This window comes from Reticulibacter mediterranei (genome assembly GCF_016587455.1).
Map to the genome: position 1 here is coordinate 1,353,164 of NZ_BNJK01000001.1, position 20,540 is coordinate 1,373,703.

17 protein-coding genes and 1 pseudogene are annotated in these 20,540 nt (G+C 50.1%); 7 read left to right on the forward strand and 11 right to left on the reverse strand.

Going from position 1 to position 20,540, the window contains the following annotated elements:
• Positions 1-151: 151 nt before the first annotated feature.
• From K3T83_RS06040 to extP, 3 genes are read right to left on the reverse strand one after another with little or no spacing between them, the layout of a single operon-like run.
• Complete coding sequence (locus K3T83_RS06040) at positions 152-847, reverse strand: QcrA and Rieske domain-containing protein (RefSeq protein ID WP_220202077.1); 696 nt, start codon at positions 845-847, stop codon at positions 152-154.
• A gap of 50 nt (positions 848-897) precedes the next feature.
• A complete protein-coding gene (locus tag K3T83_RS06045) occupies positions 898-1,440 on the reverse strand; it encodes a cytochrome b family protein (protein ID WP_220202078.1) in 543 nt (180 codons plus the stop codon).
• Positions 1,441-1,496: 56 nt separating this feature from the next.
• Positions 1,497-2,300, reverse strand: coding sequence for a selenite/tellurite reduction operon b-type cytochrome ExtP (gene extP, locus K3T83_RS06050; protein WP_220202079.1), 804 nt, complete (start codon positions 2,298-2,300; stop codon positions 1,497-1,499).
• Between the two features lie 459 nt (positions 2,301-2,759).
• Here extP and K3T83_RS06055 point away from each other — a divergent pair, with 459 nt between their 5' ends.
• Positions 2,760-3,857 carry a sensor histidine kinase gene (locus K3T83_RS06055; protein WP_220202080.1) on the forward strand — a complete coding sequence of 366 codons (1,098 nt, stop codon included), beginning with the start codon at positions 2,760-2,762 and terminating at the stop codon, positions 3,855-3,857.
• Entirely contained in the window at positions 3,854-4,561 is a 708-nt protein-coding gene (locus K3T83_RS06060; protein ID WP_236064832.1) for a response regulator, read from the forward strand. Before K3T83_RS06055 ends, K3T83_RS06060 begins: the two co-directional genes overlap by 4 nt.
• Positions 4,562-4,587: 26 nt before the next feature.
• Here K3T83_RS06060 and K3T83_RS06065 read toward each other — a convergent pair whose 3' ends face one another.
• From K3T83_RS06065 to K3T83_RS06095, 8 genes and pseudogenes are all read right to left on the reverse strand, one after another.
• Positions 4,588-4,938 (reverse strand): hypothetical protein, encoded by a 351-nt coding sequence (locus K3T83_RS06065; protein WP_220202081.1) that lies wholly within the window; start codon positions 4,936-4,938, stop codon positions 4,588-4,590.
• Positions 4,939-5,590: 652 nt separating this feature from the next.
• On the reverse strand, positions 5,591-7,210 hold the full coding sequence (locus K3T83_RS06070) for a hypothetical protein (protein WP_236064833.1): 1,620 nt from the start codon (positions 7,208-7,210) through the stop codon (positions 5,591-5,593).
• 108 nt (positions 7,211-7,318) lie between these two features.
• Positions 7,319-7,384: pseudogene (locus K3T83_RS57850) on the reverse strand (zinc ribbon domain-containing protein); the annotation flags it as partial.
• A gap of 181 nt (positions 7,385-7,565) precedes the next feature.
• On the reverse strand, positions 7,566-8,801 hold the full coding sequence (locus tag K3T83_RS06075; protein ID WP_220202083.1) for an NAD(P)/FAD-dependent oxidoreductase: 1,236 nt from the start codon (positions 8,799-8,801) through the stop codon (positions 7,566-7,568).
• A gap of 134 nt (positions 8,802-8,935) precedes the next feature.
• On the reverse strand, positions 8,936-9,649 hold the full coding sequence (locus K3T83_RS06080; RefSeq protein WP_220202084.1) for a metal-dependent transcriptional regulator: 714 nt from the start codon (positions 9,647-9,649) through the stop codon (positions 8,936-8,938).
• Positions 9,650-9,811: 162 nt separating this feature from the next.
• Positions 9,812-11,317 (reverse strand): MFS transporter, encoded by a 1,506-nt coding sequence (locus tag K3T83_RS06085; protein WP_220202085.1) that lies wholly within the window; start codon positions 11,315-11,317, stop codon positions 9,812-9,814.
• A gap of 261 nt (positions 11,318-11,578) precedes the next feature.
• Positions 11,579-13,414, reverse strand: a complete 1,836-nt coding sequence (locus tag K3T83_RS06090; protein WP_220202086.1) for an ArnT family glycosyltransferase — start codon at positions 13,412-13,414, stop codon at positions 11,579-11,581.
• Between the two features lie 14 nt (positions 13,415-13,428).
• On the reverse strand, positions 13,429-15,189 hold the full coding sequence (locus K3T83_RS06095; RefSeq protein WP_220202087.1) for a hypothetical protein: 1,761 nt from the start codon (positions 15,187-15,189) through the stop codon (positions 13,429-13,431).
• 373 nt (positions 15,190-15,562) lie between these two features.
• On the opposite strand from K3T83_RS06095, the gene K3T83_RS06100 reads away from it, so the two are divergent.
• From K3T83_RS06100 to K3T83_RS06120, 5 genes are all read left to right on the forward strand, one after another.
• Positions 15,563-17,644, forward strand: a complete 2,082-nt coding sequence (locus K3T83_RS06100; protein WP_220202088.1) for an arginine--tRNA ligase — start codon at positions 15,563-15,565, stop codon at positions 17,642-17,644.
• Between the two features lie 18 nt (positions 17,645-17,662).
• The gene (locus tag K3T83_RS06105; protein WP_220202089.1) at positions 17,663-18,247 is read left to right on the forward strand and encodes a putative glycolipid-binding domain-containing protein; all 585 of its coding nucleotides are present in this window, start codon (positions 17,663-17,665) and stop codon (positions 18,245-18,247) included.
• A 6-nt stretch (positions 18,248-18,253) separates the two neighbouring features.
• Positions 18,254-19,126: an LLM class F420-dependent oxidoreductase gene (locus tag K3T83_RS06110; RefSeq protein ID WP_220202090.1), complete on the forward strand. Its 873-nt coding sequence runs from the start codon at positions 18,254-18,256 to the stop codon at positions 19,124-19,126.
• A gap of 39 nt (positions 19,127-19,165) precedes the next feature.
• Complete coding sequence (locus tag K3T83_RS06115; RefSeq protein ID WP_220202091.1) at positions 19,166-19,522, forward strand: MazG nucleotide pyrophosphohydrolase domain-containing protein; 357 nt, start codon at positions 19,166-19,168, stop codon at positions 19,520-19,522.
• A gap of 98 nt (positions 19,523-19,620) precedes the next feature.
• A complete protein-coding gene (locus tag K3T83_RS06120) occupies positions 19,621-20,424 on the forward strand; it encodes a cyclase family protein (protein WP_220202092.1) in 804 nt (267 codons plus the stop codon).
• Positions 20,425-20,540 lie beyond the last annotated feature (116 nt).

The following is a 20,540-nucleotide window of genomic DNA, read 5'->3' on the forward strand; positions in this document are numbered from 1 at the left end:
CCACGACGTGTAGTGTATAAAGACGCACATACTCAACAGTATGCTGCCTCTTCAAAATGCAGCAAGCAAAATCTTCAGAGACAGCACCTATTGAAGAAGAAGCGTTATTGATAATCAATCTAAGAATTATCCTGAAATCAATCAGACAGTATTAGCCACCAGCACTGCACGCAACAGTCGGAGCAGGGATCAAAAGCGTTGTCGCATCAGGATGAGGCACTTTATCATTAATAGCGCCCGTATTCACCACCACCTGATCCCCATTAAAGGACATCTGGAAACGGTCCAGGCTTCTAGGAGCAGGACCATCGATGAACTCTCCATCAACATTATAGTGAGAACCGTGACAGGGGCATTTAAAGCTCGCACAGTCATCGCGGAACGGAACCGTACAACCCAGGTGGACGCAGCGCTGATACAGGGCAACCCAATAGGTGCCATCCTTATCACGCACAAACGTTTCAGCATCCAACTGATCGGCGAGATTCTGTTCGTTAAGCAGGAACTTCGTATCCTTAGACAGGTGAACGATATAGGCTCTGGCAGCCGGGACACGGAAAACGCCCTTCTCGTTCAGCTTGGACTGAGCGGGTATCTCCGCTGGGAAATCGGCTTTCGATCCAACTGTCTGCTGACCTCCGAACCCGGTAGAGAGACCGGGATACAGCATATACAAAGCTCCACCAACGCTAGCGGCGGTAGACAAGCCCCAGATGGCCAGCATAGAACGGCGGAGGAAGCGGCGTCGAGAAAGACGTTGCCGCGCAATCTCAGCCGCCTCTGCACCGCCACCATGAAGCACCTCATACTGTTGCGGAGTAATAGGTGGTCTATCAATAGTACTCATAGTAATCTTTTCGTAATCCTTCCTGGTTCATCTCGCAGTTTGCGCGGTGTTTAGAGATCGAAGTACAAGCCTTGCCAGGGCCAGACCCACAACCAACCTGGACCCCGGAAGAAACTACCGGCCAGCGTAATCACGGCCCAGAACACAACAAAAAAGGTAAAGGTAACAATAGCAACCTTACGATCAGCGTATGCGCGGCTCGGATTGCGATCCACATAAGGCAAAACAGCAAGACCAAGCAGCGTCAGGCCAGGGACCAACACGCCAGCCACATTGGGCGGAAAGTAGTGCAACAACTCCTGCAAGCCCAGGAAGTACCAGGGAGCCTTTGCAGGGTTCGGCGTCACACTGGGGTCGGCAGGCTCGCGCAAAGGAGCATCAATCACCACTCCAAGCAACGTGGTCATGATCGTGACCAGAATCGCGGCAAAAAACTCGCGGACCAGAAGATGAGGCCAGACAAAGACGGAATCTTCAAGCGGCTTTTCCACACGAGTAATAGCTTCCTGCCGGACGACAGCCAGGGTACGATAACGTCGTTGGGTAGCTGCCGACTGGGTTTGTACTTTTGGTTCTTTCTGTTCAATCGACATAGTAGAGGTATCCTCTCAATAGCATCGTAGCAACGATACGGAACGGACGCCCCTGGCTAACGAGCGGAGCCAACAGCAGCCGGTTCGCTGGTTTCCTGCTCACGACGGGAAGGAGGCGGAGGACCAGCTGCGCCACCATCCTTACGGATGCGCCAGAAGTGAACTGCCATGAGCAAAGCTCCTGCCAATGGGAGCAAGATTACGTGACCGACATAGAACCGGATCAGCGTTGCCTGTGCCACCGCTCCACCACCAACGAGGACTTTGTACACGGGATCGCCAAGCAAAGGAGTGTACGGAGCCAGGTTGGTACCGACGGTGATAGCCCAGATAGCAATCTGGTCCCAGGGTAGCAGATAGCCAGTAAAGCTCAAGAACAGCGTTACGAAGAACAACAGTACGCCAACCACCCAGTTAAACTCACGTGGTGGCTTATAGGCACCATGATAAAAGACGCGAATCATATGCAACGTGACCGACACAACCATCAAGTGAGCGGCCCAGCGATGCATATTGCGCACCAGGTGTCCGAAAGAGACAGCACTATTCAATTGATTGATGTTTTGATACGCGACATTGGTGTCAGGGATGTAGTAGAACATCAAAAAGACACCGGTGATCGTCAGCAGCAGGAAAAGGAAGAAAGAGATACCTCCCATGCACCAGGTATAGGTAATCTTCATCGCCTGGCGGCTGACCTTCACAGGATGGAGATGCAGAAATACGTTGCCCATCATCACCAAAGACTGGTTTAATGGGGTATCGGGGTAGCCGTGACGAAATATCGAACGCCAAAGCTGACTCTCGACCATTTTCTGCGTCGCCAAATCGAGCAAGCTTTTCTTAGCAGTAGAACCCACTGTGCCTCCTCAAAGGATCATGACTTGATCATAGATATCATGGCAAAAGTTCCTGGGAACTGTGTGGCAGATTATATCATAACCAACGCCACAACGAACACCCTCCTACCTAAAGCACATGACCCCACCGATGTAAGAGATCTAAACATCGAGAACTTTCGCCTCTTTTTGATTATAATGAAATGTGCTGGCAAAGAGAAAGAGTAAGAAATCTTCCAGGGAATCAGCCAACCAAAACTTGTACTTGGCTTGTACTGGTAAAATGACCCTTTAAAATTTAGCTTACAGCGGCCTTCATGAGGAGGCATCAGGTAATTGCCTGATTTTTCTCTACAGGACACCTGATTCTACCCTTAGTCATCACCCCCAATTTGTCATTGTTTGACAGGTTAGATGGATAACCGATACAATTATCATAGCAGAAATAAAATATCACTCTACTGATGAAGAGAACGCAAAATGACAGATGCCAGTACAAAATTTGGGGAAATGGTACGCAATAATCGGCTGCTGCGGCCATTACTGAGCCTTCCCATTTTTTATAGAGTGTTGATAGCCAACAGCCTGATCATCTTTGCAGGCGCAACTGGAGGAACGTGGCTGGCCTCACAACTCAATACCAACAGCCTCTATCCCACGGCCCTAGTCGTTTTTGTGGCCGTCGGCTGGCTCGTGAGTGTAGCCCTGAACTTTGTACTGCTGCAATTCGCCTTCCGTCCTTTAATGGATCTGGGCAAAGTGATGAGCCGCGTCCAGGCAGGAGAACGTTCTCAGCGCGCTCCATTGACGGGATATGATCGAGACGCAGATCAGCTTGCCCTGACCTTTAACATGATGCTGGAGGCGATAAATGAAGCGAACCGCCAGCGGGCAACGCAGATCATGAATGCAATGGAAGAAGAACGCAAACGTATTGCTCGCGAGTTACACGATGAAACCTCTCAGGTGCTCACTTCTCTGCTCATCAGCCTGGCAATTTTAGAAGAATCAATTACCACGCAGGAAGCAAGGGATCGCATCGCAGAAACGCGCACGCTTGCCCATAGGACCCTGCGCGCAATCCGTAACTTGAGCATAGACCTGCGACCAAGCGCCCTTGACGATCTGGGATTATTGCCCGCCTTACGCTGGTATATAAAAGAATATCAACAGAAGTTTACAATAGTGGTAGATTTTCAGGCAGAGGGCTTCAAGGAACGTCTCTCAACGGAGATGGAAACTGCACTTTATAGAATCATTCAGGAATCTTTAACCAATGTTGCCAGGCATGCGCAAGCCCACCACGTCAACATTGCCCTGAAAGAAGACACTGACGCTGTCTATGCCACTATTACTGATGATGGTCGTGGTTTCGACCTGGAACAGGTACAAAAACTTCCCAGTTCAGGACAAGAGCGCGGCTGGGGACTGATGGGCATGAATGAGCGAGCGCATCTCCTTGATGGAGATTTGACGATCGATTCCAGCCCTGGCAAAGGAACCACAGTGCGGGCGTGTCTGCCACTTCAGGAAACGGCATCATCTGATAAAGCAATACAATCGGAAGTTTCGGTATGAATAAAGCAGAGAAAGAGATTGCGATCAAAGAGAGGCACAACCATAAAACGATGAAAACTATACGCATCTTACTGGCAGACGACCATACCATACTCAGAGCAGGATTAAAAATGATGTTAAACGCCCAGCCTGATATGGAGGTCATCGGAGAAGCACAGGATGGACGCCAATCGATCCAGGAAGCCCAGAGGTTGCAACCAGATATCATTTTGATGGATATCACTATGCCCGATATGAATGGAATCGAAGCCACACGACAGATCAAAAAACTGATGCCCGAGGTCAAGGTTCTCATGCTCACTATGCACGAGCATGATGAATACGTGTTTCAGGCTTTACGAGCCGGTGCATCGGGCTATATGCTTAAAGAGGCCGCCGATACAGATTTGATTACGGCTCTGCACGTGATACAAAGCGGACAATTTTATCTATCGCCAACGGCCCAATCGATTGTCGTGGGAGATTATCTGCAACGTGTTCGTACTGGAGAGGAAAAGGATAGTTATAGCACACTCACGGAAAGAGAACGAGAGATTTTGAAGTTAGTCGCAGAGGGCTATACCAACAATCAAATCGCAGAACAGCTGGTTATCAGTCCAAAAACGGTGGATACCCATCGCACGCATATCATGGATAAGCTTAATCTACATAGCCGCGCCGAACTGGTAAAATATGCGATGCGACGCGGCCTGCTCGAAGATTAGGACAGAGAAGGCAAGGAAACAGATGGCTAACGCTCATCCTCATCATCGTCAAAATCGGCGCTGCTGTTCCCCTCTTCAGCAAAATACTCGTCACTGTAAAATCCGAAATCTCTCCCGACATAGACGCTGACCAGGAAATCATCACGCGGCATATCGGCGGAAAGAACCAGATCTTCATCAATCTGCTCGATAAGTTTGGTAAGGTCCGCCTCTTCCAGTTCTCGTTCGAGAATAAGTGTGCCATGTACGGCAGTGGTAGTGAAATGGATATCGATGGTGCCGAGGCGATTATTGCTTTGCGGACCATTGCCCTGCATGATGTAATAGCCCTCTGAATAGGGGGTACGAAAATGTCGGTCAAAATGAATATCGTCCATAAGCCTCCTACTTTAATATAAAGAAGTCAAATAATATGCAGCCAGCCTTTGCTGCCATACTTCTTTCTCTCTAACCCGAACCTGATCAGCCTCTACAATCAATGGAGCTGACCTTGCGCTCAAAAACACCTAATAGCGACCAGCCTAACAAGTTACAGAGCAGTATATTTAGCGTACTGGGCAATGATACAGCGGTGAGACATAGCATTGCACAATACGAATAGCATCTCGTTTTCATACAAGATTCCAGCACATTATATCATACCTCTTTGCTCAAAAACGGGCTGGGGTTCCTGCACAGCAGCTAACATCTCTCAATAGAACATCAAAAAATAGCAAGCAAATTTTAGAAACTGAAGCTATGCTTCATACAACACATATACTGGAGAGAACATAAAGCCACGAGCAGTCCCGCGAAAACACAAGCGAGTTTCCTGACCTTTCTGGAAACGCACTCGATGCTCTTGAGGTATTCCATGCTGCCTGGACTGCGGAGCGGAGCTAGATCGAGATCACAACGCCGCCCGCAATATCCTGCATTGCTATCAGCAGAACAAACCAATCGGGGCAGGAAGTGTCCCACAGGAACTGGTCTCCTTGCGTCAAGAGGAACCCATCCTGTAGAAGCCCCTGCATTCCTGCATGGGGTGCTTCACAGAAAGCTCCACGAAGCGCGCAGATGTGAGAAATTCACTTTCTCCTGATCGGCATAATTGCTGGTGGGAGCAAGAAACCCAATGGTAAACAAACGAGAATTATGAACAGTAGCAAGCAGGGTCGTCGTGTAGTTGGCACCACCTTGCAGAGTAGATCCCTGTATCTGAGTCCAGGAGGCATGGGCAAAAGAAACGGGAGTGCCTGATTTAGCATCGGCAATCTGCATTTGCTTGGCCTGCTGGGAGAGATATTGGGCAACATCGCCACCAGGAGCTTTAGCAACTATTATATTGACCTGAGCGGTATTGCTACTATCGTGTACATGCAAGGTTGATTTAGCATAGTCTGCCTGGGTCTGCCATCCGCTAGGATAAGCAAAAGCGATACCAAGCTTTTCGTCGTGAAGCTGCTGCCAGGGCTGAGTCACGGCCAGATCGTTCATGCGCTGCGTCTGTACAATCCCAAATGCCAGGCCACCCAGGAGCACTATAGGGATCAGAATGATAGCAGCGATAATAGGGAGACGGGGCCTGCTGCGACGAGACAATGCCATAGGAACCGCTTGCTGTCTACCAGGTAGAGGCGCTGCGGACACATTTTGTTGCACATTGGGGCGAGGCTCCTGTGGGGAAAGACCCGGCGAGGAGATATCATGCTGTGCTGGTAGAGGAGTAATTCCTGGCATCGAAATTTGTTGATGCGCCGGCAGAGGGGTAATCCCCGGTTGCGAAAGTGGACGTTGGACTGATGGTAATGGAGTAATTCCTGGTAGCGATGGCGGACGCTGTGCTGGTCGCGCAGTGATCCCTGGCATTGACGCTTGTTGATTTGCTGGTTGAGCCACATTATTCTGCGTCTGACCTGTAAGGGAGGGAGGGTTAGCGGTAGCAGGACCGGGCTTTGGATATGCCGTAACCTGAACAGTATCAACCTCTTCTATTTGCTCACGGACTGGCTCACTGGGCATCTGAACGGTATCCAACTGCTCTACTTGCTCACGTGCTAGTTTGCCCGGCATAGGAACTGGTTGGGAGGCGGCGTTGAGGAGATCAGGAATCACTGAAGAAGTGGTTATAATCTGAGTGGGCAGATCTTCTACATCATCGGATGAAGTTTCAGAGGCATCTTCTTCCGGCTCCCACACTTTCACACGCAACTCGCGCCCCGCAAACTGAGGGGAAGGCGGGGAAATATCCTCTTGAGGCCGCTCCTCTAAGGAAGGGGAGGATTGAGCAGTCTCCGGCACGTTTTTTGCCTGCTCGTCTGTCTCAGCGGTGAAATTTTCAGGCTCCGCAGCTATGACAGCCATTGGCCCCTCTGAAACAGTTGGCTGTTGAGCAAGCGCTGCTTTTTCCAGTGGAGTGGGCGCGGGATCAGTTATCTCATCAGGCTGCGGTTCTACCAGAGGAAGTGGTTCCTCTTCCAGTCCATGAGCAGAAATAGTCTCTGCTTCCCTCGCTTGCCACCCACCAGATAATAACGTTTGATTACTGGCATTTGTGCCACTACTTATACCAGGCAAAGACTTTTTTGGATCGTTGCGATCTAATTTTCTGAGCCAGGAAGGTGTCTCATCAGACGCAGGAGGCTGCTGAGCAACCTGTTCGCGCAACACAGGTTTTTGCTCTTCCTGACGTGGTGTAGAAGACGCTTCCTGAGAAGAAGAGCCATTGTCAGATATTATACTGAATGACGACCTTTGTTGCTGGATAGAAATAGAAGAGCCGCAATGATTACAGAACCGAGCATCATCTCTCGGCAACATTGCTCCACAATGGGGACACTGCATAGCCACAAAACGTCTCCTACATCTAGCTCACAGAGAGCTTATAATAATATTTCCATTATCTTATAAAATTCTTGTCCGTCAAGCAGTGAGATTCCAGCAAACCATAGAGCTATATTATACATAGTAACAACGAACGCCTGGCACTCTTTATGTGCCAGGCAGTAGAATGAGCCATAAAAGCTTATTTGAGCGTTAGAACGGCCTCACGTTCAGCAGTTGTCGCAAAAATCTGCTGATTTTTCACGAGTTCCACCAGCTTCTTGCGACCTTTGGGGCTTCCGATCATCAATACTCCGACCAGCTTATTATCGCGGAAGAAGAGTTTGCGATAATTCTCATTGCCCTTTTCGCCCGGTTCACGCAGAGTAGCAACCTCCAACTCAGGATTATTGGACTCGGCGGTACCAACGACGGCGATATTGACATCAAAGAGCGGACTGGTATAAGTGGGCACATCGACGTAGGCTTGATGACCACCAGCCATATTCACCCCAGCAATGCGACCATGACCCAGCGCGTTATCCCAGGTTCCCATTGTATGGTGGCGGCTAATAATAGGATCATAGAATTCGGCCACATCGCCAGCTGCATAGACGCCAGGAACGTTCGTCTCTAAAAACTCATTGACCACCACACCGGAACGAACCTCCACAGGAGTACCGGCCAGATAGCTTGTATTGAGCTTAATACCAAGACCGATACCGATCATATCGGCCTGAATCTCGCGTCCCTTCTTCGTTTTTACATAACTTGGTACACCATTTTTCGGGACAACCGATTCGATCTCATCGCCATGAATGACCTCTACGCCAAATTTTTTAGCGATATTGTCAACAACCTCTCCACCTTCGGGATCAAGAGCCGTACGCAGCCAATAAGGGCCACGCATCAACCAGGTCGTATTGAGCTTACGAATCGCAAAGCCATCGCACAGCTCATAGGCGATAAAGCTACCACCATATGCAAGAGCCGTCTTTGACTCTAGCATTCTGGCGATAATCGTTTTTGTGTCATCCAGCGTCACAAAATTATAAATATGTCTGGTACCATCTGCTCCTGGCACACACAGCGGGTTTGCCCAACCACCGCTTGCCACCAACAAGGCATCATAAGGTAAATGCTGGCCCTTATCGGTCACGACAACACGCGCATCAGTATGAACGCTTGTCACCAGGGTCTCGGTCAAAAATTGAATATTTCTTTGCTCATGCCAGGCAAAGTCGCGTATCATCACCTTCTTTTCGACTATGACACCTTGTAAGAATCGTGGTAGCGAAACGCGGTTATACAAAGGATATGGTTCATTGGTAATCAGATGAATGCTGCAATTCGGGTCGTTTTTGCGCAGCGTTTCGGCGGCGGTTGTCCCTGCGACACCATTACCAATGATAACGTATCGTTTCTCGTGTGTTGCCAAGTACTCTCTCCTTGTTCGCGGATTTATCCTCCTGGACCATCAGGTGCATAGAATAGGTCCAGATTTGAAAGAATCTTAGCATAGTTTGACGTAGAACGCTACACCTCAACAGGAGAGATAATCAATCAAACGGGTTATACAGATTGTTTCTCTTGCGTGGCCTCACGGGGGACAGTCACCTGGATTTGACTGGCTAATTCAGCACCCAACATATGCTCCACCTGGTTTGGTGCCTCACCGACGCGAACAAGCAGAGGACCACCAAAGGGGGCCCGGCTCACTAGCTGAACATGCGCCTCTGGATAGAGCCCCAACTCCCCCAGATAGCACAATTTTTCGGGGTCCTGGTCACTGACACGCAAAACCTGTGCGGATTGCCCCTCCTGTAGTTGAGAAAGCAGCAGCCCTTTGCGCGCCGTCACAACGCCATCTTTGCTGGGGATAGGATCACCGTGAGGATCAACTGTGGGGTAGCCAAGAAGGGCATCAAGCCGATCTTCAAACTCTTCGGAGATCACATGCTCCAGGCGATCAGCCTCCTCATGCACCTTATCCCAGGTATAGCCTAATTCACGAGCGAGGTAGAGTTCTAAGAGGCGATGATGCCGTATCACTTCCACCGCCTTCTGCTCACCCAGAGCAGTGAGTCGCACACCACGATAGGGAACGTGCTCAACCCAACCAGCCGCAGCAAAATCTTTAAACATCATGGTCACAGTAGCATCGCTCACGCCCAGTTGTTCACGCACTGCCGAAGTGGAGACTTTCTGACCTTGCTCCTGCATAGAATAGATAAGTTTAAGACAATCGCTGATGCGGGGTGCTAACTCCTGGATAGGCTTATGCACTGCTTCCCTCCCGTGAAATCGATCATTTTTTACCAAGCCAAAATCACGATACCACAGGAATAAAATATTTGCAAGCGAAAAACCATCGGAGAAGAGCAGCGAAAACCCGGATGGCGAGAATATAGGAAGAAACCAACCATCCGGGCATAAAAAATCAACTCATCAGTGAGCAGGACGAAGAGCAGCGACGATCATAGCAACTATACTCAGCGCAAAAGATGCGAGGAGAGCAGTATGTAAACCATTCATAAACAGGTTCAAGGCGCTGGGGAATTTACTCATACCACCGCCATATATAAAGACCTGCATCATAGCATCCTGGGGAACATCTTTGAGCGCCAATGGAAAGACAATCGCAATACTGAGCATCTGACCAGTATTGTTGAGCATATTCAAAATGCCAGCAGCTGCACCACGCGTATGAGGCTCAACCGAACCCATAATAGCATTCGTATTAGGAGAGACAAAGAAACCAGAGCCACCACCCATTAACGCCATATAGACAGCAAGTAACCAGAACGGTGTAGAAGCAGTAACAGTCGAGAGCGCAAGCAGTCCCACAGCCGAAATAGCCAGCCCGATGGGGGCAAGCAGCCGAGAGCCAACGCGATCCGAAAGACGGCCACTGAGAGGGCCGATCACCAGAAAAGCGGCTCCAAAGGGGGTCAGCATCAAGCCAGCGGTGAGGGGATCTTGCCCATATGGACCTTGCAAGAAGAAGATCAGCAGGAACAGGACAGCACCACGAGCAATGCCGTTGAGCAAACCGCTTAAATTCGCCAGCGTAAAGAGGCGGTTCGTAAAGAGCCGTAGCTGCACAATGGGTTCAGCGATACGTGGCTCAAAGATGCCGAACAACACCAATCCAATGATCCCAACCCCAAGAATAGCGATGATAACCGGCTCAGGCAGCATCGGAAAAGCTAGCATCGTTAATGCCAGCAGCACACCGGTTAGTCCGATCATCAGCGTCACGCTACCCAACCAATCGATATGACTATGTGCCATCCCCCCAACAGGTTCCCGCAGCCGTTTGATAGCCCAGATTGCACCAAAGACACCAATTGGCACGTTAAACAGAAATACCCAGCGCCAGGATACCTCTGTCAACAGGCCGCCCACAATGGGACCAAGCAGAAAACCAGCGGCACCCGCAATCTGATTAATACCCAATCCCAGGCCAATCTGTCCTTTCCGAAAGGCATCTGTGACAATGACGGTGCTATTTGTCACCAGAAGAGCTGCCCCCAACCCTTGAATCAAGCGCCCGATAATCATATCAGCACCATGAAACGATGGTTGAGCAATACCTGCAAGCAGTGAACCAATGGTAAAGATGACAAAGCCGCTGTTGTAGAGTCGCTTTCGCCCCCATATATCGGCCAGACGCCCGATCACAGGAGTCAGGACCGTTAATACTAACAGGTAACCCATCAGCACCCACATGATTGTGAAAAACGATGCATGCAACTCCGCCATAATATCGGGAAGCGCGATAAGCAAGGCCGATCCCTGCATAGAGGCAAGCAAAGCACCTACGGTCGTGACAGAGAGAGCAACCCATTGATAATTCCCTTGCGGCTTATCCTGTGATTGCTCAATAGCCTGGTCTGAAGCAACATTTTCGGCAAACAGATCACCAGAAGAGGATGAACGAGATGAACGCATGGCAACCCTTCTCAATGGATAAATTCACACGTTACAATACACAGCACGAGGCACACCGCTCTAGAAGCGATGCAAAAGTTGGGACCGATAGCAAGCAACGCTGGTGTGAGGACTTCATTATCCGCCAAACGTTGTCGAGGTGTGACCCCTCCCTAACACTTTCACTATCTAATTATATGATATGCACAGTATTTGCAGCAAGTAGAGTTCATTGTCTCCGATTGCGCTTTTTCTCAACTATATGAAAAGCTTGCAGAGCCATCAAGATGAACAATGCCAATCGTTGGAGAGCGCCTGCTTGGGTCGAATAACGACGTAGCCATTGAAAGAATAGCGATCATAGAGATTGGTGGCAGCTCGGAATCTTCGCTCCATATATGCAGCTTCCGGGGAACCGACAGAAAAGACATAGGCCGCTCGCAGATCTTTTTTGACGATATCACAGTAAGGCGGATAACGATTCTGACCTGTACGTAATTTGCTTTTGAGATAACGTGCTGCACTACAGATAATCTGCTCCTGGCTACGGAACATGACACGATCGCAGGTCCAATAATCGGAATAGATATGCGTCGTTCCCAGGCGCAACAGATTTTGAATGAGATCATGCTCCTCTTGATTGTATGCTCTCGTCTGAGGAACGCCCAGATATTTATAGACACCCACTATTGCAAACATATCCTGGCGTGGAGGAATAGGAGAGGTAGCAGGCGCACCAAAAAACACATTGAGTGTGCCTATAAGAAACACAAGACCCACAACCATAAGAATAACGCGCTTGACCAGGGTAAAATTGATCGCTATCACAGCACTGGAAAGCTTCATCAGCAGGGGCTTCATATGACTTGAGCCAACCCACAGAGGCCAGAGCAGAGCAGGGGTCGTGACGAGCATCCCCACCAGATAACGCATATCAGGAACCGGGAAATAGGCCGCAGCCGGGCTAAAAAGGAAGGGCAGCAAAACAAATATCGCGTTCAGAAGCAGAGCCAAACGACCAGCATAACGAACAAGCTTCTGCCGTAGTTCAAGAGAGGCAAAAGGGGCTGATGAACGAAAAAGACGCCAGATGGCACTCGCTGCGAAAAAGACGGCTACGATCCACAAAAGGACAATCCCAATAGACCAACCAGTGTGCATCAGTGTGCAACGAATTTGATGCACGCCTCCCAATTGTACTATCTGAATATCTCCAACATAATTGTAACAAAGAGGAGTTGCCCCTGTTGCACCGGGCAAACTAATGAATAATGCCCCTTGCAACTGGAGCGGGAATAGTTCCGCAAAAGAGAGATGTTTGATCCCTTCAGCAGCCTGGATATTTCTAATATATGTCAGTGTATCCTGCCCAGGAGGAGCCGTCAGATTGTAAGCGATCATAGGCGAGACCCCAATCAATGTGCCAAGCACAAGAAAGAGGGAAGCCCAGCCCAGTAAATCGCGCCAGCAAAATACCAGCAGGAGCAAACCGCCTGTGATAATAAAAGGCAAGATAAGCACATCAGTCCAGAGAGCGACGCCGGCGATCACTCCCCAAGCGGCATAGCCTGTCAAGCGCTTCCAATGATGACGATTTGAGAAGTCAGGAGTTGAAGAGAAGGCCAGCCAGACAGATAAAACAAGCAGGCAGACACCAAAGAGCAAGGTTTCGGCATACCCTCCGATAGCTACCAGTTGTCTGGCTAAGATGGGAGCCGACCCAAGCGATAGAAACGCTAGCGTCACCAGCGCCCAGGGTCGGGTATATAAACGGCTTGTGAGCAGATACATACCAACAAGAAAAAGAGCAAAGAAGACGACAAGGCCGATTCTGAGCGTAAAGGTCGAAACGCCAAAGAGAGCAAAGAAAGCGGCAGCGACATATGCTTCGAGCGCTCCCATATAGCCTTGAGCGTAGAAAAAAACGGGATGTTCTCCCTGAGAAAGAATATGCATCCCCATAATGCCCATCGTGCCTTCGTCGCTATCCAGCTGCGGCCATCCCAAAGCAATCAGAGCGACACGCAGAGCCACTGCCAGAACGATCAAGGCTCCCGCCCACAGCCCATAAGAGTTAGCATGGAGATACTTAGCACGTATCTCACCCCAGCGTAACATACGCATTACTCCACTCATATCTTGTTGATACTATACACCGCATATCCATCTAAAGCCAAACGATGGTATCGTTTAAATGTGTGAAACTTCTCATCAGAAGACGCCATACGTTGAGCAAAGGTTGTGTCTGGCTGAGATCCTGCGTGAAAGACATACGCCGCAGCAGGATCAGCCTTGACAATAGAACTATACGGCGCATAACGATTATGACCCGGTGCCAATGTATCCTGTACAACGCTACAAACAATCCGTTCCTTGCTCTGAAAGATCAGGCGATCACAGGTCCAGTAATCGGAATAAACATGCCTGGCTCCGAGCTGCAAGAGATCGCGAATCAGGGCTGCCTCTTGCCGATTCAGAGCTTGCACAGCGGGAACGTCGAGATGTTGTGTACTGACCTGAGTATAGTAGACATCTTCATGGCGGTCAACCGCCGGAGGAGTGAGAAGGCCAGTAAACGTGCTGAAAACGCCCAGCACAAACACCAGACCAACAACGATTAGTACGCCTCTCCTCAGCACAACGCTCAATCGAGCCAATCTGAGAGCGAGAGTAACGCGAGAGGTGAGGCGCAAAGCCAGCGGCTTCACCACATTGCTCCCACTCACAAGCGGTGCCAGCAGAGCGGGTGTTGAAACCAGGCATCCCGTCAGATAGCGCGAAGTAGCAACGGGATAAAACGCAGAGTTAGGACTCAACATATAGAGAAGCACAGGGAGCGCGCCACTAATGAGAAGGGCAAGATGGAGACTAGAACGGATAGCTTCTCGGCGCTCGGCAACAGACCATCCTTTATTGACGAATTGTGAGCGCAAAGCCCAGAGGGTACGCAGGGTCAATCCAAAAGCAAAGAGCCAGAGTAGGATCACGCCTAGAGGCCAGACAGTATGCACGAGAGTACAGCGAACATCATGAATGTTTCCCATGTGCAGGAGAGGTAACGTATACACTGATCCGTAACAGAGAGGATTTGCGCCCGTCACTGTTGGTAAGCTAATGAACAAAACACCTTTCAACTGCATGGGCAATAACACCTGCAACGGCAATTGCGGACTATCACCGGCCTCCATAGCGTGAACCGCATAAAACAGCGTATCCTTGCCAGGGGGGGCAGTCAGGTTGTAATAAATCAGTGGAAAGGAGCCAATCAGCAGGCCCAGTAACAAGCAAAGAGGGGCAAAGCTGAGTAGTTCACGCCAGCAGAAAACCAGCAGAACGATCCCGCTTACCAGAATAAAGGGGAGGATAAGCATGTGGCTCCAGAGGCCGAAGCCAGCAGCTCCTCCCCAGACAAAATATGCAGCCAGGCGCGGCCAGTGATTGCGCATAGAACCATCGGCGCTGGAAGAGAGAGCGAGCCATGCGGTCAAGAGCAACAGACAGGTGCCAGCTAACCATGTTTCGGGCACACCTCCAACCGCGATTAGCTCACGCATGAGCATAGGATTTGAGCCTAAAGCTAGCAGGGCCAAGGTCAGTAAAGCGACTTTCCTGTTATAGAGCAAACTGGTCAGGAGGTACATTCCCAACAGGAAGAGCGCAAAAATAAGAATTAAACCGAGACGTAATGTAAAGGAAGAGACGCCAAATAGACGAAACATGATGGCAGCTAGATAGGCTTCGGTTGCGCCCATGTAGCCCTGAGCATAAAAAAAGATAGGACGCTCGCCACGAAAGGCAATATGCATACCCATCAGCCCCATCGTCCCCTCGTCGCTATCGAGGAGAGGCCATCCCTTTGCCGCAAGGATGGCACGTAGCGCGATAGCCAGCAAAACAAGCGCCGCAGCCCAGATGATAGAGCTATTTAGCCAGGGAAAGCGACTATGCCCCCCTTTCGCAACAACATCCTGTATTCACTCCTTCATAACCAATTTGTCCTATTTCAGTCTATCATGAGAATATATTTCACAGACAGCAGAAATATCTCCACACATCCACTTTACTATAAATGATAGAGCGTCTCCATAGCTGCATCTTGCGCAAGCCAGTAGGAGATACATCATAAACATGGTCTGGACGCAGTATAATAGAGAGGACGTGATTTGTCGAGTCATGGTGAAATGTGTCGTCCTCTCCGATACTTGACCGTATACCAAAGCTACGTTATAGTAGATTGCACTAATTGGATTGCAGAGAGGAATATAAATGAACGTAACCAGTGAGGCATATGATATGGCAGAGAATACAGCAAAAGATCTTTATGAGTATCTTACTGCTGTTATAAAGCAGGCAGTAGCCACCTACCTTGCACAAGAAAATATCCAATTTGATATAGAACAGCTTCCGCTGGACCTGCGTTTCTCGGCTCAATCCAGCTTTGGCGACTATTCAATGCCCGTGATGTCATGGCAGGGGAAGAACAGATTAGGGCGACCAGCGCTCCCAATAGCAGAAGCTCTCGTCAGCATCCTACGAGATATGCATATTCCTATTATTCAGGAAATCACTCCCACCCGACCAGGATATATTAATTTTCGCCTGAATCGCCCTGAAGTTGGCAAAGAGATTATGGAGCGGGTGCTGGAGGCTGGACCTGATTTTGGGCAGAGCGATATGGGGACGGGAACCAGAGTTATCGTAGAACATACCAACATCAACAGCAACAAAGCCGCCCACGTTGGACACCTGCGCAACGCTTGCATTGGAGATACTGTTGTACGCATGCTGCGCTCACAGGGCTATCAAGTTGAAGCCGATAACTACATTGACGATTCTGGCGTCCAGGTGGCAGATGTCGTTGTAGGATTTACGTTGCTCCAGAGAGGGCAACTCCAACTGGCTGAGGGGAACGAACAACTGCCTGGAGAGTCTTTCGACTACTATTGTTCGCGCGTGTACGTGGCGGTACAAAAAGTCTATGAAGAAGGCTCAGAGCAAAGTCAGGCGGCCACAACCTTGCGCCGGGAAGTGATGCGAGCAATTGAACATGGTGGTGAGCCAGAGAACGGTCCAGATTATCCAACACTAGCACACGACCTCTCACAACAGATCGTCCAGGCGCATCTCAAAACGATGTCGCGCCTCAACATCTCCTACGATCTGCTCCCCTGGGAGTCTGTTATTCTCAAGGCAGGACTTTGGAAGCGCACCTTTGAAGTACTTCAGAAACGCAACCTGTTGGAAAAACCTGAAACGGGTCCGGCGGCAGGCTGCTGGATTCTCCCATTTGGCGATGGCGAGTCTCAGACCAACGAAGGAGATCGCACCAGCGATAAGATTCTGGTCCGCAGCGATGGTACGGCGACCTATACGGCAAAAGACATCGCCTATCAACTCTGGAAGCTCGGTATTACTGACGAACTGGGCATCGATGTTCAGTTTACATTTGTCCCCTGGGGCATTCAACATGATGGACGTAAATTGTGGAGCATGCGAGCAGCGACAGATGCATCGCAAAATGCGGAAGAGGCCGATCCCAAACGCTTTGGGCATGCAAAACGCGCCATCAACGTGATCGATGTGCGCCAGTCGTATTTGCAACAGGTCGTGTACGAAAGCGTGCGTCGCCTGGGATTTGCAGAGCAGGCCGACAACTCGCGGCACCTCGCCTATGAAGTGGTCACGCTCTCAGCCGCTACCGCCGCGCAACTGGGCATTGATACCTCTGATGGGCGCGAGTCTTACGCTATGTCTGGTCGCAAAGGCATCGAAATTAAAGCCGATGACCTGATCAATGCAGCAATCAAGCGTATGCTCGAAGTGCGCCGACAGGATGATAAACCTGAAACGAATGAAACGACGGCTGCTGTCCTTGCAGCGTCCGCGATTCGCTACTTCATGATTCGCTTTAATCTGCAACAAATCATTGCTCTCGACATGGATGAGGTATTGCGCTCAAAAGGCGACACAGGCGTCTATCTCCAATACGCCTATGCGCGGGCCAACAGCATCCTGCGTCGTCTACAAGAAACGGGCTACGAGATACCAACCGGCCTGGCACAATTACCAGACCAACTCGACCAGAGCGAATGGGAGCTGCTGCGCCACATCGATGCCTATCCACGCCGCCTGGCAGAAGCAACCGAGCAACTCGCACCGCCGACGCTCGCATCCTATGCCTACGATCTGGCCGCACACTTCAGCGACTTTTTCGAGCATACCCCGCCTATTGTGCGCGAAACTGATGAGCAAATCAAGGCATTCCGCACATGGCTGGTCAGAGCGACAGTTCAAACCATGAACAACGTACTTCGCACGCTCGGATTTGAACCGCTGGAGCGCATTTAGCAGTAGAGAAGAACACATATGAAGCGAAACGTTCTATTCTCCCGTTGTGACGGGCCTGGGCTAGAACATCTGCGTCTCTTTGAGCAAAATGGGGAGATCATCGCTGATAGCTTGCTCATCGCCATCGAGGAGGATACAGCGTTTCGCGCCCATTATACAATTCGCTGTGATGCGACATGGTATGTTCGTGCCGTATCGCTTGAGCTACTCGACCATCCAGCCCGTCAACTCCATTTGCTGGCAGATGGTACCGGGCAATGGCACACTGCTAATGGCACACCTCTACCCTCTCTTTCAGGTTGTATCGACGTTGATATTACCGTGACACCTTTCACCAATACCCTACCAATCCGCCGCCTTCATCTCATGCCGGGTCAAGCAACAGAAATCACGGTTGTCTATTTCAGCTTGCCCGAACTTCAGTTTCAACCGGTCAGACAGCGTTACACCTGCTTGAGTACAAGCGCACGTGGTAACATGTATAAATATGAAGGATTGGAGAGTGGTTTCACAGCAGAACTACAGACCGATCACGATGGACTGATCCTGGACTATCCTGATCTTTGGAGGAGAGTCTGGTCTGAGAGAGATGAAGAGAGGTAACAGACTATGGCAACCAGGAAGACATTGAACTTTGGTATCAAGACGGCACCACAGAACACGACCTATGAAGATATGCTCCGCGTCTGGAAGGAAGCGGACGAGATACCAGTGATCGAACATGCATGGCTGTTCGATCATTTTATGCCGCTGGGCAACGATCCGACCGGTCCGTGTCTTGAGGGCTGGACGCTTTTAGGAGCGTTCGCGGCACAAACCAGCCGCCTGCGTCTTGGCCTTATGGTTACAGGCAATACGTATCGCCATCCGGCAGTGCTTGCCAATATCGCAACGACGGTCGATGTTATTTCACACGGTCGGCTGGATTTCGGCATTGGAGCTGGCTGGAACGAGCTGGAACATAACGCCTATGGCATTCCCCTCTATGCTCCAGGCGAACGTCTCAAGCGCTTGCGTGAAGCCTGCGAAGTCATTCGTCTCCTATGGACGGAAACGACACCATCTTTCGAGGGGAAATATTACCAGTTGAAAGATGCCTATTGCGAACCCAAGCCCGTGCAAAAGCCGTATCCACCCATCGTCATTGGGGGCAGCGGAGAGAAGCTCACCTTGCGTATCACCGCCGAGTACGCCAGCATCTGGAACTATGTGGGGCAATCCGTAGAGGAGTTTCGACACAAAAATGAGGTGCTGGATGGTCATTGCGCGGCCATTCAACGAGATCCGGCAACAATCCAGCGCTCGGTACAACTGGTGATGAACCCGGATGATATGGAGGGGAACCGCAAGAGGGTACAGGACTTTATCGAAGCGGGAGCAACCCATCTAATCTTGAACCTTAGAGCGCCCTATCCACAGCATATTGTCCAACGTCTGGCGAAAGAAGTGGCCGAACCGCTTAAAGCGCAGTACGAAGGATAAGCAGGTTGAGAGCAGTGTTATGTTGAAGGAGGACAAACTATGTTTCCAAATGAGATGCGCACCTTGCAAGATTTTCAGGAATTTCATCGCTGGCTGGATGAACAAAAAGGCTTCAGCGATGATGTCTTTCTCAACATGATGCTGCTTAGCGGCGAGGTTGGAGAGGTGGCACAGGTTCTCAAAAAAGTCCACCACATGCAAGATCCACGACGCACCGAAGGCGAGGCACAAACGCTCGAAGAGGCGCTGGCCGCACATCGGGACGATATTGGACAGGAACTCGCCGATTGTCTCGCCTATATTTTCAAGCTCGCGAATTATACCGGTGTTGATTTACAACGAGCATATCTGGCAAAGATGGAGAAAAATCTAGATCGCACCTGGAAATATAAGTAAGCAGACAGCGATGTGATTAGATTAGCTTGATATTATAATGAACGTGGCAATAATGCGATATAGCGTAATAGTATCCAATAGCGGAAACGAGGTACTTTATGGCTATCTGGGATGAGCTTCAACACTTACAAATCATCGATCTCTCCGTCACAGTCTCCCCTGATCTCCCTGGCTCATGGCCCACACATATGGCCCATACCACGAAAGTTTGGAACTACTATGCAGCACTGGATGAGCGCCAGGGCCATGTGGCAAGCACAGGACCATATCAAACGCGTTTCTGGATCATTGATGAGCATTGCGGCACGCATTTTGACGCCCCAACGCATTTTATCCCTCCCCCTGATTCTCAACTTCCCTGGGCCAACGAGCTTGGTTTACAGACAGGAGAAAAAGTTCCCCTGCGTGATCTCGGAGGACCAGCGGCAGTTGTCAATGTTACTCACCTCACCGGTCAAGGCGATCCGGGCAAAAGTCCCTGGATCACTGCTGAGCACATACAGTCGTGGGAACAAGAACATGGTCCCCTACAAGCTGGCGAAGTCGTCTTGCTTCATACAGGTTGGGATAAATATTATGTAGCTGGTCCACAGGGAGACGCTTACTGTAAAGGACCGTTATTATTCAAGCAAGGACCAGGCTGGCCCGCCCCTGATGTAGGAGCAGTACTTTATCTGTATGAGCGAGGCGTACGCTGCCTGGGGATTGATGCACCTAGTATCGGGGCCACCCACGATGGAGCGCCTGCCCACCATGAGGGATTGAGTCGAGGTATGCGTTACGTGGAGTTGTTAACGGGCCTTGCACAATTACCGGCGCGGGGTGCTTATTTTCTCTTTCTTCCAGTCAAGGTCGCTGGAGCTACAGGAGGACCAGGGAGAGCTATCGCTTTTCTCTCCTGAGCACAAAGATAAAACTTCGTAATCTCTCCATTCAATAGAACAGAAGGAGCAGATAAAAGGGATCGTGTCTCCCTTTTATCTGCTCCTTTTCTTACTTCTGATATTGTCTTGAAAGA

Coding starts and splice junctions, on each gene's coding strand:
- K3T83_RS06040 (WP_220202077.1), bottom strand. CDS start 847: ATGAGTACTATTGATAGACCACCTATTACTCCGCAACAGTATGAGGTG.
- K3T83_RS06045 (WP_220202078.1), bottom strand. CDS start 1,440: ATGTCGATTGAACAGAAAGAACCAAAAGTACAAACCCAGTCGGCAGCT.
- K3T83_RS06055 (WP_220202080.1), top strand. CDS start 2,760: ATGACAGATGCCAGTACAAAATTTGGGGAAATGGTACGCAATAATCGG.
- K3T83_RS06060 (WP_236064832.1), top strand. CDS start 3,854: ATGAATAAAGCAGAGAAAGAGATTGCGATCAAAGAGAGGCACAACCAT.
- K3T83_RS06065 (WP_220202081.1), bottom strand. CDS start 4,938: ATGGACGATATTCATTTTGACCGACATTTTCGTACCCCCTATTCAGAG.
- K3T83_RS06085 (WP_220202085.1), bottom strand. CDS start 11,317: ATGCGTTCATCTCGTTCATCCTCTTCTGGTGATCTGTTTGCCGAAAAT.
- K3T83_RS06090 (WP_220202086.1), bottom strand. CDS start 13,414: ATGTTACGCTGGGGTGAGATACGTGCTAAGTATCTCCATGCTAACTCT.
- K3T83_RS06100 (WP_220202088.1), top strand. CDS start 15,563: ATGAACGTAACCAGTGAGGCATATGATATGGCAGAGAATACAGCAAAA.
- K3T83_RS06105 (WP_220202089.1), top strand. CDS start 17,663: ATGAAGCGAAACGTTCTATTCTCCCGTTGTGACGGGCCTGGGCTAGAA.
- K3T83_RS06110 (WP_220202090.1), top strand. CDS start 18,254: ATGGCAACCAGGAAGACATTGAACTTTGGTATCAAGACGGCACCACAG.
- K3T83_RS06115 (WP_220202091.1), top strand. CDS start 19,166: ATGTTTCCAAATGAGATGCGCACCTTGCAAGATTTTCAGGAATTTCAT.
- K3T83_RS06120 (WP_220202092.1), top strand. CDS start 19,621: ATGGCTATCTGGGATGAGCTTCAACACTTACAAATCATCGATCTCTCC.